This window comes from Psychrobacillus glaciei, from assembly GCF_008973485.1.
GTDB lineage: Bacteria > Bacillota > Bacilli > Bacillales_A > Planococcaceae > Psychrobacillus > Psychrobacillus glaciei.
The window spans coordinates 1,819,896-1,833,749 of the sequence record NZ_CP031223.1 but is presented as its reverse complement, the minus strand read 5'-3'; the positions used below and the strand labels follow the sequence as shown (position 1 = coordinate 1,833,749).

17 protein-coding genes are annotated in these 13,854 nt (G+C 35.1%); 3 read left to right on the top strand and 14 right to left on the bottom strand.

The features are described from left to right. Positions 1–72: 72 nt before the first annotated feature. The 4 genes from PB01_RS08385 to PB01_RS08370 are packed head-to-tail and all read right to left on the bottom strand — an operon-like array spanning position 73 to position 3,153. Complete coding sequence (locus PB01_RS08385; protein ID WP_151699792.1) at positions 73–639, bottom strand: NADPH-dependent FMN reductase; 567 nt, start codon at positions 637–639, stop codon at positions 73–75. A gap of 15 nt (positions 640–654) precedes the next feature. Next, complete coding sequence (locus PB01_RS08380) at positions 655–1,710, bottom strand: LLM class flavin-dependent oxidoreductase (RefSeq protein WP_151699791.1); 1,056 nt, start codon at positions 1,708–1,710, stop codon at positions 655–657. Between the two features lie 2 nt (positions 1,711–1,712). Further along, entirely contained in the window at positions 1,713–2,657 is a 945-nt protein-coding gene (locus PB01_RS08375) for a ring-cleaving dioxygenase (RefSeq protein ID WP_151699790.1), read from the bottom strand. Between the two features lie 52 nt (positions 2,658–2,709). Then, positions 2,710–3,153 carry a MarR family winged helix-turn-helix transcriptional regulator gene (locus PB01_RS08370; protein WP_151699789.1) on the bottom strand — a complete coding sequence of 148 codons (444 nt, stop codon included), beginning with the start codon at positions 3,151–3,153 and terminating at the stop codon, positions 2,710–2,712. Positions 3,154–3,603: 450 nt separating this feature from the next. Between PB01_RS08370 and PB01_RS08365 the strand changes: the two genes are divergently transcribed. Further along, complete coding sequence (locus tag PB01_RS08365) at positions 3,604–3,807, top strand: cold-shock protein (RefSeq protein WP_151699788.1); 204 nt, start codon at positions 3,604–3,606, stop codon at positions 3,805–3,807. Positions 3,808–3,844: 37 nt separating this feature from the next. Here the strand turns inward: PB01_RS08365 and PB01_RS08360 are convergent, their stop codons facing one another. After that, positions 3,845–4,027, bottom strand: coding sequence for a zinc-finger domain-containing protein (locus PB01_RS08360; protein WP_151699787.1), 183 nt, complete (start codon positions 4,025–4,027; stop codon positions 3,845–3,847). A 124-nt stretch (positions 4,028–4,151) separates the two neighbouring features. Here PB01_RS08360 and PB01_RS08355 point away from each other — a divergent pair, with 124 nt between their 5' ends. After that, positions 4,152–4,544, top strand: coding sequence for a reverse transcriptase-like protein (locus PB01_RS08355; protein WP_151699786.1), 393 nt, complete (start codon positions 4,152–4,154; stop codon positions 4,542–4,544). 611 nt (positions 4,545–5,155) lie between these two features. Here PB01_RS08355 and PB01_RS08350 read toward each other — a convergent pair. The 7 genes from PB01_RS08350 to PB01_RS08320 form a co-directional block, all read right to left on the bottom strand. Then, complete coding sequence (locus PB01_RS08350) at positions 5,156–5,647, bottom strand: SRPBCC family protein (protein WP_151699785.1); 492 nt, start codon at positions 5,645–5,647, stop codon at positions 5,156–5,158. A gap of 107 nt (positions 5,648–5,754) precedes the next feature. After that, positions 5,755–5,955, bottom strand: a complete 201-nt coding sequence (locus tag PB01_RS08345; protein ID WP_053589685.1) for a cold-shock protein — start codon at positions 5,953–5,955, stop codon at positions 5,755–5,757. A gap of 162 nt (positions 5,956–6,117) precedes the next feature. After that, a complete protein-coding gene (gene coaW, locus PB01_RS08340) occupies positions 6,118–6,939 on the bottom strand; it encodes a type II pantothenate kinase (RefSeq protein ID WP_151699784.1) in 822 nt (273 codons plus the stop codon). 13 nt (positions 6,940–6,952) lie between these two features. Further along, the gene (locus tag PB01_RS08335; RefSeq protein WP_151699783.1) at positions 6,953–7,261 is read right to left on the bottom strand and encodes a DUF4870 domain-containing protein; all 309 of its coding nucleotides are present in this window, start codon (positions 7,259–7,261) and stop codon (positions 6,953–6,955) included. A 58-nt stretch (positions 7,262–7,319) separates the two neighbouring features. Then, positions 7,320–8,849 carry an amidohydrolase gene (locus tag PB01_RS08330; protein WP_151699782.1) on the bottom strand — a complete coding sequence of 510 codons (1,530 nt, stop codon included), beginning with the start codon at positions 8,847–8,849 and terminating at the stop codon, positions 7,320–7,322. Positions 8,850–8,944: 95 nt separating this feature from the next. Next, on the bottom strand, positions 8,945–9,175 hold the full coding sequence (locus PB01_RS08325) for a hypothetical protein (RefSeq protein WP_151699781.1): 231 nt from the start codon (positions 9,173–9,175) through the stop codon (positions 8,945–8,947). A gap of 762 nt (positions 9,176–9,937) precedes the next feature. Next, a complete protein-coding gene (locus tag PB01_RS08320) occupies positions 9,938–10,387 on the bottom strand; it encodes an OsmC family protein (RefSeq protein WP_151699780.1) in 450 nt (149 codons plus the stop codon). A 79-nt stretch (positions 10,388–10,466) separates the two neighbouring features. Here PB01_RS08320 and PB01_RS08315 point away from each other — a divergent pair, with 79 nt between their 5' ends. After that, positions 10,467–10,838: a hypothetical protein gene (locus PB01_RS08315; protein ID WP_225986215.1), complete on the top strand. Its 372-nt coding sequence runs from the start codon at positions 10,467–10,469 to the stop codon at positions 10,836–10,838. A gap of 45 nt (positions 10,839–10,883) precedes the next feature. Here PB01_RS08315 and PB01_RS08310 read toward each other — a convergent pair whose 3' ends face one another. Then, entirely contained in the window at positions 10,884–12,602 is a 1,719-nt protein-coding gene (locus PB01_RS08310) for an FTR1 family protein (RefSeq protein WP_151699778.1), read from the bottom strand. Further along, positions 12,580–13,851, bottom strand: coding sequence for an iron uptake transporter deferrochelatase/peroxidase subunit (gene efeB / locus PB01_RS08305; RefSeq protein ID WP_151699777.1), 1,272 nt, complete (start codon positions 13,849–13,851; stop codon positions 12,580–12,582). Before efeB ends, PB01_RS08310 begins: the two co-directional genes overlap by 23 nt. Between the last annotated feature and the right edge of the window lie 3 nt (positions 13,852–13,854).

The following is a 13,854-nucleotide window of genomic DNA, read 5'->3' as shown; positions in this document are numbered from 1 at the left end:
GTTTTTCTCTTACAAATAATTAAATTCAGTAATAAGCTTTATCCCAGTTTTAATGAATCAGTTGTTAAAATATTAAAAATCATATTCTTCGTCTTTTTTCGCTCGAATGATCTCAAAAGCTTCAACTGTTAACATGGTATCTTCGACTAAGCGATCTAGACGAAAAAGGATATCATCATTCACAATTTCTTTACGTAAGAAATCTTTTTCTTCAATAAATACATACGTTGGAACAATGTGCGCTTTCATATATGCTAGGATTGGCTTTAATTGTTGCTCCACCATTAAATAGTGCTTCGATGTACCGGCAGTCACGACACTACTCACGACTTTATCACGGAAAGCGTTGACTGGAAGTAAGTCAAAGATATTTTTTAGTGTTGCTGGTATGGATGCTTGAAAAGTTGGCGTACCAATAATAATGGCATCTGCTGCCATTATTGTCTCTGTAACGTATTTTGTATCTCCTTCATATTCAAAATAATTACGACCATCACTAAATTCCAATTTATAGTCGGTTAAATCTAGTAGTGTAACTTCATGCTTCGGGTATTTATTTTCAAGCATTTCAACAACTTTCATCATTGCTATTTTTGTTTTAGAGCCGACAATTGAGCCGGCTACTGCTACTATTTTCATGTTAATCTCTCCTTCTTATTTGGATGTATATTTTTTAATTGCTGGAATTATATCGTTTCCGATGATTTCGATGTTTTTCATAATTTTCTGGAAAGGTACACCACCAAAGTCAATTTGTGCCATGAAACGTTGCATACTGTAAAGCTCATTTTGGTAAAGTAGCTTTTCGACAATTTGTTGTGTACTACCAACCATTAATGCATCACGTGTATCAGATGATTGGGCGAATTGTTGCTTTGGATAACCTCCACCTCGAATCGTTTGGAATCCACTATTAATATGGGGGTACATGCCTTGTAATGCTTCTTTTGTTGTATCTGCTACATAGAACAAGCTTGTTGTTCCAATTGGTAGTGCACTTGGATCATACCCATTTCGCTCAGCTGCCTCACGATATGCATCGACAGAAGGCTTAAAGTTGATTGCTGGTCCACCTAGAGTAGTCAGCATCATTGGAATCCCCATATAACCAGCTTTAATGGCACTTGCAGGTGGCCCTCCTACAGCACGCCAAATCGGGAGTGAGCCCATTTTGGGTTGTGGCAGAATTTCTGCATTTAAAAGTGGTGGACGGAACTCGCCTTCCCATGTAACACGTTCTTCTTCGTTTATTTTTTTTAGTAGTTCTAATTTCTCTTCGAAAATTTCCTCATAATCTTGTAAATCCACACCAAGTAAGTGATAGGCACCAACACGAGAGCCACGACCAGCAATGATTTCTGCTCGACCGTCAGAAATTAAATCAATTGTGGCGAAGTCCTCATATAAACGTACAGGATCAGATACACTCAGCACGGTTGCAGAGCTTGCAACTTTAATTTTACTTGTTGCTTGTGCAATAGCACCTAAAATTACAGTATGAGCTTGAGTTGTAAAGTACGTTTGATGACTTTCTCCTAAACCGAATACATCAATCCCTGCGTCCTCAGCCAGTTTTGCCATTTCAATTAATTCTTTAATACGTTGTTGTGCAGAGATACGTTCACCTGTTAAAGGGTTAGCAATGTGATCTCCTAATGAATATAGTCCAAATTCCATTCCTTTTGTCGGATTGATGCGATATTGCTCCATAATCAATTCTCCTCTATTGGTTGTAAGTTTTCTTCAATTTCAGCACGACGATTCTCTAAAAACGGTGGTAAATCTAATGTTTGACCAAGTGTTTCGATATCTCCATCGATTGTAAATCCTGGTCCATCTGTAGCAATTTCAAATAAAATGCCATTTGATTCGCGAAAGTATAAGCTTTTAAAATAGAAACGATCAACAATTCCAGATGACTGGAAACCGCGTGCTCGGACTTGCTTATCCCAGTATGAAAGCTCTACATCGTCTTTGACACGAATCGCTAAATGATGGATACTTCCACGTCCCTGTTTTTCAGCAGGACCTTCTAAATATTTCACAACGATTTCTCCAAATACTTCGCCTAGTACTGATTGGAAAATGCCTTCATCTTTCGTACGTGATATTTCGGTATAGCCAAACATCTCTGTAAGCATACTCCCTAGTTTTTCAAGTCGGCGCACCGTTATTTCCACTGATCCCATGCCTTGAATTTGATGTTCTACGGGCACGTTTGACTTTTCCCATGTTTCCCATTGTTTTATCTTTTGTCCGCTTGATGCATGAAGCACCATGCGTAAGCCTTCTTCATCTTCAAAGTGGAGGGCAGGACGGTTGGCGTACGATGTAATGTCATGATGCCGCACGTTGAATTCCTCAAAACGTTCTTTCCAATAGGTTAAGCTCACTTCTGATGGAACAAGTAAACCGATTTGGGTGATGGCGTTTGTGCCTCGGTGTGTGCGACCAGCAATCGGAATTTCAAAGAAAGATAACTCTGTGCCGGGATTTCCAGTTTTATCTCCATAAAATAAGTGATACATCGATGGGTCATCTTGGTTCACCGTCATTTTTACACGACGTAAACCTAGTACATCACGATAAAAGTGGTTATTTTGTTTTGCATTTTTTGTAATCATTGAAATATGATGATGTCCTGAAATTGTGTACATAAGTTGTTCCTCCAATTTATCATTTGACTAGTCAAGTGAGATGATAAAAAAATTATTTCTTTGGCATTTTCTTTTTTTCGCTATTTTTTTGTACACGCGACATAAGTAAATACAACGTTTTTTGTTCTTCATCAGATAAACACTCATCAAAGAATGAGGATTGAAATTCAAGCTGAGCTTCAAATGCATTATCTAGTTTTTCCCGTCCTTTATTCGTTAACGAGATCTTTTTAGTTTTCCACTCTTGCTTGCGTGCAATGAGTCCCTCTTTATCAAGGCGAGCAAGCATACGCGAAATACCGCCTTGCGAAACTGTGACTTTCTCAGCTAGCTCACCCTGAGTTAATGGTTCATAAGTTGAAATTTGCATTAATACATCAAATTGTGCAGTCGTTAAATCAAATGGCTTTAAAAAATCATTTGATAGTAAGTTACTTTGATGTGTGAATCGAGAGAGTCTTAACCATATTAACGACCCGCGAGTATTTTGTTGCATATTGCTTGTCACTCCCTTTCGTTGCCATCACTTTACTACTCAATTGATAATAATGCAAGAAAAATATCTCGAATTCGAATTATCTTTTTTAAAAAATTCAATGATAATAAATAGTATAAAGATGCTTCTGACAAAGGTTGTTTCATTTCACATAAAATAAAAGATTAAAAGACCGCTAATCGATTAGTGTTTCTACATAAAAAAACATTCGAAATCCAATATTGACTAATAGGTAGTAAAATGATTTTCTTTTTGCATTTTTGGTAATACTTAAATAGAGAGAGGATATAAAACTTTTTTCACCTATATCCTTTGCTTTTTATTTTTGAAGCGTAGTGAAAACGTTAAATATCAAGTGAAATTCGACATTTTATTGACTAATACTGTCATTTAATGTATAGTTTAACTATCCATTATCCGAATATTTAGTGGATTAAGGGAGGAACGTTTATGCAACAGGGGAAAGTAAAATGGTTTAATAATGAAAAAGGCTATGGGTTTATCGAATACAATGATGGAGAAGACGTATTTGTTCATTTTACAGGTATTCAAGGAGATGGATTCCGAGCGTTGGAAGAAGGACAAGATGTATCTTTCGACATTGTTGAAGGTAACCGCGGACCTCAAGCTGCAAACGTATTTAAAAATAGTTAGAAACAGTTCTTCCCGCGACGAATGGTCGTGGGTCTTTTTATTTAGAACAAAGATTCTCACCTATTTCTCGAATTTCCTCTCCAACTGTACAAGCATGAATACAAAAGTTATGTGCTGCTAACTTTCCTTTTTCTTTGCGAAAAAGGTCTTTTAAGTAACAACCTTCACAATATGTCGTTAATAAATAATCTATTTCACCGATTATTTGATTATTTTTCATAGAAACTCTCCTCCCTACATTAAATTAGATTGTCCAATATCATATATTTTATTTGCAAGTGAGCAACATGTAGTTCAAACTAAAAAAGAACTAACCAAAACAAACTGTAAATAGGTGATAAAAAATGCTTGAAGTATATATTGATGGTTCAACAACTGGTAATCCTGGTCCAAGTGGTATAGGCGTCTTTATTAAAGGTGAAGGACATCATATTAAAATAAGCGAATTTATCGGTAGTTACACGAATCACACTACTGAATTTATAGCATTATTAAGAGGATTAGAAGAAGCTCAAAAATTAACAACCTCCATCGTTTCGGCAAGGACCGATTCACAAATAGTTTGTGCTGCAGTCGAAAAAAAATATGCAAAAAATGCAGAATTCGCTGCTATTTTAGAGAAAATATTAGTAATAATCGATACATTCGACTTGTTTTTTATTAAATGGATTCCAGATGATCAAAATAAAGCAGCTCACGCATTAGCAAGAGAAGCCGTGCTAAAAAAACTACCTTGAGTAAAATAGTGCACTGAAAAAGTCCATATAATTAGGCTTTGTAATATAGGGCTTGCTAATAAATTTAAAAATAGCATCTCTTATACAACAACGATTACAGGATGCCATGATTACTACGTTTACTTAAAGTAATTCCATCCTCTTAGCAAAAGCTGGCCAAGTCTTCTTGTTTGGTAATACTCGCTTAATGGATTGTAGTGAAAGGTGGCGCTCTTAGCCTTCGTTCCTCGGAGACAGATGTGCATCGCAAACGACGCGAATGCGGCGCCCCCAAGGAACGCGTCCACCTGAAAAGGAAATCCGTGATACTATTTAATTCTTTAAAGTACTACGAACACTCGTTTCGCAGGACGATAATACTTATACTTTCTTATCTTTTTAGAAAAACGGAAACGTTCTTTAAAATGCATCTTGTCTTTACCAATTTCCAAGTGCTTTGGACTACATATTAGCTACACTATTACCATTAAAGTTTTGGATCGTGAAGTGAACGTGTCACTTCACGATCCATTTTTTCGGGTAATCTTGTGGCGGTTGTTTGTTCGTCGCCCTCTTGGAATATGTAGAGATATGGTACATTAGGTTTGGTTATTGAGTGATTAGATACCACCCTATTCTTTTAAAAGCTCGTTAGTATTAGTTTGAATCCCATTTTTATATGCAGATTCGATTGTCTCTTTTGTTCGGTTCATAAAACGTCGTACTACCTCGTCGTTACCAAATAACTGAAAAATTCCAAGTAATGGATTTTTAGGTTTATTTATCGATGTGTATATAAATTTTGTAGTTGTATCATTTTGCGCTTCTAATTCATAGTCAATTGTCATATGAAAACGATTATTCAATAGAAAACTTTCCTGAAAGATTTTATAATGCTGTTCGTTTACATACTTTTTAATCGTAATTTCATATTGTTCGGTTACTGAACCAATTTGATACGTTTGACTGATGATTGATCCAACTAACTGTTCTGTTTGTTGAGTAAATACTTCATCCATTACTTTTGGGAAAATCATTTTCTTTTTCTCTAAATCCCCATAAAAAAACGGCCAAACGTATTCAATTGGTGCATGTATGGTAATTTCTTTTTTCCACTTTTTCATGTAATCATCCCCTCATTGTTCATAACCACTCTACCGAATGATATAACATATCATAACACAAAAAAACAGACTCTCGAATGAGAGTCTGTTAAAGTTTAGGTTTAAAATTAAGCTTTAACTACGTTAGTAGCTTGAAGACCACGTTGGCCTTGCTCGATTTCAAAAGTTACTTCTTGACCTTCGTCAAGAGATTTGAAACCTTCGCTTTGGATAGCTGAGAAATGTACGAATACATCGTCTCCGCCTTCGCGTTCGATAAATCCGAATCCTTTTTCTGAGTTAAACCATTTTACTTTACCTTGTTCCATGTGTATTTCCTCCTCGTATGCTGTTGTGCATACATTGTGTTACTATCCTTGCTCAACACTGTTAAGTAAAAGTGTTGCCACCTACTAACTAACCGAACAAAAATAATCCTCTTTAAATATAACATGGGTTTTTAATTAATGCAACCCTTTTGCTGATTAAAATTAATTACTTTCCAATAAAGCACCAATCGCACCACTATATCCATTTTTGCCCAAAAAAATAGGTTCTTTATCTTTTAATTGTGTATAACTTCTTATTATTTCTTTTAATAAATTGTTATTTTCTAATGTTGAACCAATATAGATAATACTATTTACATGATATGCGTCAGCTGCTTGGATGCATAATGAAGCTACAACCTCACCAATGATACCTTGTATGCCTGACAAATAATCTGCTTCACTTCTTTTTTCAGCCGTTTTTAACGCGACTCCACCAAAATTACTTGCAGTAAGAGACCCATTTATCGGTAATTTATTGCTTTCATAAATATCGCTGACTAATATGTCAATGGATGATCTATTTCCTATTTTAGATAGGCTAATCAACTCTTCATAACTAGATAATCCAGTTAATACTTGTCCCAAGCCAATGAACGTTCCACCACCGATTCCAGTTCCACCAAGCCTGCTATGTGAGTTTTCATTCATAAGATGAATAGATGTCCCTGTGCCAATGTTTGCAATAATAGCCTTTTCACAATGAATATTTTGTTGTTTTAATTGATGCTTGACTCCCGCCATTGTTGCATCGAACTCCACAATATATGGAATATCTTTTTGTGAAATCAAATATTTCTTTAACTGCTCTGCACGACCACCAGTAAGGCAAATGGAAGCTAACGAATGATTAGAATCGATCCAATCCTTTACTGCTTGAAAATTAGATGAAAGGAAGCTAAGTAAATGTAGTTCCATTTTTTCATCCCAATAAGCTATCTTCGTTAAAGTTCCACCCGCATCAATACCGATTTTTGTAGCCATAAAAATTCCCCTTTTATCTAATCCAAGAACCTACAATTGGATAATTAAATGTGCTTCCAGTAATCGCTTTAACTATTCCGATAATCGGAACAACAAATGCCATTATACCAAAAATAATAATCATAGGAATACCTATTAAGAAAATTATTAAAATGGCAGAAATAACAATCAATGCGCCAATAACCAATTGGAATAGAATCGCTTGTATCGAAAGCTTTTTAATTTCGTCATCGTCTACTACCAAAAATATAATAAATGGTACTAAAAATGGTGCAAACCATGTGCTAGCATGAATTAATATTTTTAAACCCGTGTTTTCCATTTATGTCATACTCCTCTCCGTAAGTTAATACTATATACGCATTATTTCAGCATACGTTTCACTTTACTCTTAAATTATTATTCTTGTAGACTGTTTCTCCCGCAACGATCGTTTCTAGTATATTAGCTTTTAGAAGTGTTGTTGCATTTAACTCTCTATCCACTATTGTGAAATCCGCATCAAATCCTTTGGCAATTTTCCCGCGTTCGTTTTCTTTTCCGGTTGCTTTTGCACTTCCAGTTGTAAATAATGAAATCGCTTCGAATACTGTAAGTGCCTGCTCAGGAAGGAATTTATTATTCACTGCGGCATCTATCCCCACAAGTGGGTCTGCCATTTCTACTGGAGAATCAGATCCTCCTGAGCACTCGAATCCATAATTAATCAATGATTTCCATGCATATGCCCAGTTTAATCGATCTTTCCCCAGCCTTTCGATAACCCATGGAAAATCGGAAGGAACAAAAATTGGTTGGAGATCCAATACTAAGGGTAATTTCGCCATTCTTTCTACTAAATCTTCTCGTAAAACATTCACATGAATTAATCTATCCTTTTTTCCAAATACTACAGGATATTTCTCTATTAAGTCTATTATGATTTCAACTGCCGAATCTCCAATTACATGAACAGCGATTGTTTCATTATATTTTCTAGCTGTTTGCACCAATTGTTCTAGTTTTTCGGGATCATGTACTGCAACACCTTTGTTTCCAGGATCATCTGAATAGTCTTCTGACAACAACGCAGTACGCCCCCCTAAGGATCCATCGATAAATATTTTCATCGCACCGAATTCAATAAAGTCCGTCGGTTCCTCCCCCTGCATCTTCTCAAAAGCTTCATGATGTCTTAAAAGATGAGTACGAAAACTTTCACCTATAACTTCACGATATGCCTGTAAAGGTACTGTATATGGTCCATAGTATGCCATATCCTCTGTGTGAACGCCTGTTAAACCCTTCGATTGTAAATCTGCTACACTATTTTTAATTACTTCTACTAAATACTCTGTAGTTGCTGGAGGTATTTTAGATGTAATTAATTGTTGTGCTTCATCATAAAACAATCCATTCAAATTACCTTCACTGTCTTTACCAATTATCCCGCCAATTGGATTTGGTGTTTCTTTCGTAATTCCTGCGAGTTCCATTGCTTTGGAATTAGCAACTAATACATGTCTACATACTCTCTTTAATACGATAGGAGTCTCTTTCAAATGATCAAGGTCAAAACAAGTGATAGGTCTTTCCTCTATTAGTATATTATCATTCCAACCTTCAGCAACGTACCATTCACCTTTTTTAACTAGTCCTGCTACTTTATCCACTATTTTATCAATAGAATTAATCATTGATAAATCAAGATATGCTAACTTTTCACCATGACCAATGAGATGAATATGACTATCGACAAAACCTGGATACATGGAAGCACCTTGTAAGGATTTTACTTCTTCTGCAAGTGGTAATAATGTTTCTTCAGAGCCAGTTTCAATGATTTTTCCATCTTCTACCAAGACGGATTCTACTGTATTTCCATCTGATTGCATTGTAAAAATATGACCGTTTGTCCAAAGTGTTTTCATTTTTCTCCATCCTTTTATGTGAAGTTAAGATTCAGTGGATATATTCAATAAATATTAGTTTTAAGTTTTTAGTGACCTTTTTTCTGAGCGGTTGGTTATTTTAATAAATTATTAATATCTTCAACCGGTGATTCTAATTTCATCTGTTCTAGTTGTAGCTTCATTTTTTCCGTTTCAATCACAAAGTTTTCATACTTTAACTTCTCTAGTTCCAGTTCAGCATTCACTCTTTGTCCTTTTATTTGTTCTTTATGTTCAAAATGTTTAGTAATAGTTTTTATTATTGGAACTGAAAAAATAAGTATAACTGCAATCATACCAGTCATAGCAATGTCCTCATTTCATAAGTATTTGAATATTATCAGTATACATTAAACAGAATTTTGTCGAAACTATTCATTTGCTAACACATCTGTTGATCAACCACTTACTTACAAAATATACTTGTTAGTAAAACGTAAAAGTCTCCATTTGCTTCTGTACCTTTCGGTTATCTCAGGACGAAATGATCACTACATCATTACCGCAGAATAGGCATGGGTGGATATTTGTCTGTCGCTTTCCTAAAACGCTAAAGAGAAAAATACTTTTTTGGAGAATGAGAGAATAGCAGCCGATCTACGAAGGTTGCAAGTTCCCGAAGATGCAATTTCGGGAACTCTACACTTTTTTACAATTCGTTCCCTGCTAATTTCTGCTAAGAATTACTAGTCATATGGAGATGCTGAGTAAAAAGAGATACTTTCTTTCTAATCTGAAAAAACGAAAAAACTTTAGAGAATGGCTGAGCAACCAAAATTGCATTTTTGGCTACTTATTCTATGAATTAGAAAGTGGATATTCTTTCATTCCCAAAAGCTTTGGCAATTGGTTTATTTGTGCCTGAGAAGAGCGATGGACGAATGAATACCACACGATTACCAAAAAAAATGCGGAGTGATACAATAAAGTCGCATCCCTCCGCATTCAGAAATCTAGGTAATGGTGCAGTAATCGTTCAGTCCAAAGTAATCCAAAAGCGACTACATACCGAGTTACTAGTTTTTTTCACTAAATTACCTAGTGAATAACTGGATATTTTTAGTTAATCAACACATATCATTTGCTAACAATATAGTTGGTTCAAGCGCAATCACTACATTACCTCTTAGAGCTTTACTAATCATACATGTCTGCTCTGCTTTTATAGCGACTTTTTCCATTGTTGCCATGTCTTTTTCATTTCTTAATACGATAGTAGGTCGATGAACAATTTTTTTATAAGTAAATACTCCATTTGTTACATCCACAATTGCAGTAGAATCCATAGATAAGGATTCTTTGGAAATATTACTTCTTTCCATCACTGCCGCAAGAGTAATAATATAACAAGTAGCCGCAGCACCTAGAAGCATTTCATCCGGATTCGTACCTATACCTGGACCGTCCATTTCTGGAGGAATTGATATTTGCGTTTGCAAATTTTTCATTTGAATTTCCCCTATATCATTTCGATCACCTGGCCAGTTTGCTTTTAATTGAAAAAAATGCTCTGCCATGATTTCATCCCCTTTAATGTTCACTTTATTGGAATATCGCATAATTTCCAGTATGATAGATATAGGAAAGTAGGCGATAATGTTGTTAAAGAATTATGGAAAAATTGCTGGAATCACTATTATCATATCATTATTTTTACTAATTTTTGGTGTTAAATATGTGATAGGCCAAGATTTAGTGATCAGAAATTTCATTGCATTTGCAGTCATATCTGTTTTAGTAGGAACTCTTACAGGTGCTCTGTTATTTTATAAACTGAAAATAGCGTATTATATTTTTACAACTGGTTTACTAATCGGTTTTATCGAACTTTTCCGCTCCTTTATTTCCGGGAAGGAAGAATGGGGGGACTTAGTTGGAATTCTATCCTTGTTTATATTTACCTCATTTGGATTAGTTATCGGTCTTATTATAGAAGGTATCCTGTTTCTCGTGAAAAAAAACAAGTAAAAAAGAAGTTTTTCCGCGTTTGTTAGCGAGAAAAACTTCTTTCTTTTATTTCTTACGAAGAAAGTTCCAAACAACAACACCAATTAATAAAATTTGTGGGATAACCGTTTCCCATGTTGGATAAAAGCCAATGGAACTAATGACGGATAAATGATCCACGGTTGTCATTGGAATTACACTTCTTAGTTGTAAAGTATGAACGCTAACTCCTATAATTTTAAATGCCAAAATATAAATAAGTATAGTCGCTACGATAAAGAATCTATGAATCGGTATCTTTCCGCTTACTTTCATTAAAACAACCGCAAAAACAACTAGAATAACCAAAGCAATTAGGATACCAATACTTAACTCAAGCGTAGACATTTTTGGAGCAATACCTGCATAAAAAATAATTGTTTCTGCCCCTTCTCTAAATACAGATAGAAAACTGACAAATGCCATCGATAAAATACTACTGGTAGAGATAGCATGATTCATTTGGGTTTGTATATATTTATTCCACGCGGTAATACTAGATTTATTATGTAACCAAACCCCAACTCCTATCATTAGGACTGCAGCACCTAACCCGACATATCCTTCCATCAATTCCCGACTCGTTCCCGCAGAAACCGATTGTAGAATACTTGAAAGAATAATAGCAGCAATTGCGCTCACAACCAAACCTGCAAATGCCCCTAAATAAATCCACTTCTTCTGATTGCCTTGGTTTGCCTTTTTTAAGAAAGCAAGCAATGCGATAATGATGAGTAATGCTTCCAAACCTTCACGAAGTAATATTAAGGCAGAATCCCAATAAGTATAGTCTGAAGTAGTTTGCATTAGTTCAATCTCTTGAATAAATGAATTAATTGAATTAGTTACTTTCTGTTTATCAACTGAATCTTTTGAAAGATCACTTACGAGAAGAGGAATATTACTTTCTATTTTCGTATAAAGGCCTGCATTTTTTGTCCGTATATCTCCTTCAACGTTTGGCCAAATTTCAATAAACTTCACTAATTCATTTGCAGCTTCATCAAAAGATCCTTCGTTAATTTGATACTTACTTTCTTTCAGTAAACCAATTAGGGTACCTAAAGAATAATTTCCGATAGTACCCTTCACTTCTTTATTAGCAACAAAGTCATTTATTGCTTTAATTAATGCATTAAACTGTCCTTGAAGTTGGTTTACATCCAATTTGTCTTCTGCTAACGTAATTCGCATAAAAGCTACTTGAGTTTCTATTTTTCCGTAACTTGCAATATCCAACTCTCTAACTGGGCGTTCATTTTTTTTCCAAGAAGCTAAAAACTTGGAGTATCCTAGTAAAATAGCATCTTTATCATTAGTAACAATAATGTCATTCATTTTATCAATTGCTGGTTGAATTTTTGTACCAAAATTTGTTCGTTCCATTTTTTCGTCTACTGGATTTTGTTCTTTTTCAAGTGCAGCTAAACCTTTTGCAAGTTGTTGTAAATTTGCTAAACGCTCATCTGCATTTTTAGATTTAAATGCACGAGTATAAGCATCATTAATTTGTTTAACTGCTTCGCTATCCGGGACATTCATTTCTTTCCATTGTTTCTCAAACGATTTAAGTGCGTCTTTAGCCTTTGTAATATCTTCATTTTTAGATTCCATAATGGCATCACTAATCGTAATATACAATTCACCAACTGTAGTAGTAGCTTGAGCAGGCACTGAACGCACAACAAATAATATGCAAACTACACATAATACAATAGATATTTTATGCTTTAAAAAGTGATTCACCTATAAAACTCCCTTTTTGAATACCAGGGAAACAAGCGAAAATTGCACTGCCTCGATGGGTAATATATTCATTTAATTTATCTACACGACCTAAACTATTTTGTATGTTAATAAATTGCTTTGGATCTTTTTGGAAGGAAATAAATAGAAGCCCTGCATCAAATATACCTGTCTTCGGATCTAATCCACTTGTATAAGAAAACGATCTTCTTAACAAACGATCCTTTACTTGTTTAGCTAAATGCACATGAGAAGTGATTGGGACAACTGGCCTACCGTTCGAATCACTTCGAGAAAGCTCCATATCTTCATGTTCATCTTTTTTCCCAAGCGGGGCACCGCTATCTCGATGACGCCCAAAAGTTGCTTCCTGATCCCCTAAGGCTGTTCGATCCCAAGTTTCTAAATGTGTCTGAACTTTTCTTGCTACTAAATAGGTTCCACCAGTCATCCATGAAACAGAATCATTTGGTTGAACCCAAACAACTTCATTCATCTCTTTTATATTTTTCACATCTGGATTTCCAGTGCCATCCTTAAAAGCAAATAAATTTCTAGGAGTATTTTTTTTATTTCCTTGTGGAAATGAATTAAAGCCTGCTTGAGTCCATTTTAACGTTACTTTTCCTGAAGCAGCACGAACAAGATTTCGAACAGCATGAAACGCAACTTGTGGATCTTCTGCACAAGCTTGAATACATATATCGCCAGCTGAAAAGTTTTCATCCAACTGGTCTTTTGGAAAATGCGGTAATTGTACTAAATCTGTTGGCTTAAGATTTTTTATACCTAGTTCTGACTTCTCGAACAAAGTTGGTCCTACTCCAAAAGTTAACGTTAAATTAGAGGCAGAAAGACCAACTGCTTCTCCAGTATCTTTAGCAGGAACGAAATAATTAGTAGTCGGCTCCCCAATTTCTTCCCCGTTCATCATTTTTACAGCCATTGGAGTCCACATTTTAAATAATTCTTTTAACTCCTCTTTTGATGTTGCAATAACATTTAAAGATGCAAAGTAAATATGTTGTTGAACTTCCGTATAAATACCTGATTGATACTTACCGTAAAAAGGAATTTTATTTAATACCGACAAATTATCTTCCACAACTGAATAGCCTAGCGAACTAGCAACAGAACCAAATCCAGTTGCACCAATCAAAACCCCAGCAGCACCTACTCCGGTTAACTTAAGCATCTGTCTTCGATTCATTTTCTTATTAGAAAATGATTCAGTTTGCTTTTTGTCCATCTA

Coding starts and splice junctions, on each gene's coding strand:
- PB01_RS08385 (WP_151699792.1), bottom strand. CDS start 639: ATGAAAATAGTAGCAGTAGCCGGCTCAATTGTCGGCTCTAAAACAAAA.
- PB01_RS08380 (WP_151699791.1), bottom strand. CDS start 1,710: ATGGAGCAATATCGCATCAATCCGACAAAAGGAATGGAATTTGGACTA.
- PB01_RS08375 (WP_151699790.1), bottom strand. CDS start 2,657: ATGTACACAATTTCAGGACATCATCATATTTCAATGATTACAAAAAAT.
- PB01_RS08370 (WP_151699789.1), bottom strand. CDS start 3,153: ATGCAACAAAATACTCGCGGGTCGTTAATATGGTTAAGACTCTCTCGA.
- PB01_RS08365 (WP_151699788.1), top strand. CDS start 3,604: ATGCAACAGGGGAAAGTAAAATGGTTTAATAATGAAAAAGGCTATGGG.
- PB01_RS08360 (WP_151699787.1), bottom strand. CDS start 4,027: ATGAAAAATAATCAAATAATCGGTGAAATAGATTATTTATTAACGACA.
- PB01_RS08355 (WP_151699786.1), top strand. CDS start 4,152: ATGCTTGAAGTATATATTGATGGTTCAACAACTGGTAATCCTGGTCCA.
- PB01_RS08350 (WP_151699785.1), bottom strand. CDS start 5,647: ATGAAAAAGTGGAAAAAAGAAATTACCATACATGCACCAATTGAATAC.
- PB01_RS08345 (WP_053589685.1), bottom strand. CDS start 5,955: ATGGAACAAGGTAAAGTAAAATGGTTTAACTCAGAAAAAGGATTCGGA.
- coaW (WP_151699784.1), bottom strand. CDS start 6,939: ATGGCTACAAAAATCGGTATTGATGCGGGTGGAACTTTAACGAAGATA.
- PB01_RS08335 (WP_151699783.1), bottom strand. CDS start 7,261: ATGGAAAACACGGGTTTAAAAATATTAATTCATGCTAGCACATGGTTT.
- PB01_RS08330 (WP_151699782.1), bottom strand. CDS start 8,849: ATGAAAACACTTTGGACAAACGGTCATATTTTTACAATGCAATCAGAT.
- PB01_RS08325 (WP_151699781.1), bottom strand. CDS start 9,175: ATGACTGGTATGATTGCAGTTATACTTATTTTTTCAGTTCCAATAATA.
- PB01_RS08320 (WP_151699780.1), bottom strand. CDS start 10,387: ATGGCAGAGCATTTTTTTCAATTAAAAGCAAACTGGCCAGGTGATCGA.
- PB01_RS08315 (WP_225986215.1), top strand. CDS start 10,467: ATGTTGTTAAAGAATTATGGAAAAATTGCTGGAATCACTATTATCATA.
- efeB (WP_151699777.1), bottom strand. CDS start 13,851: ATGGACAAAAAGCAAACTGAATCATTTTCTAATAAGAAAATGAATCGA.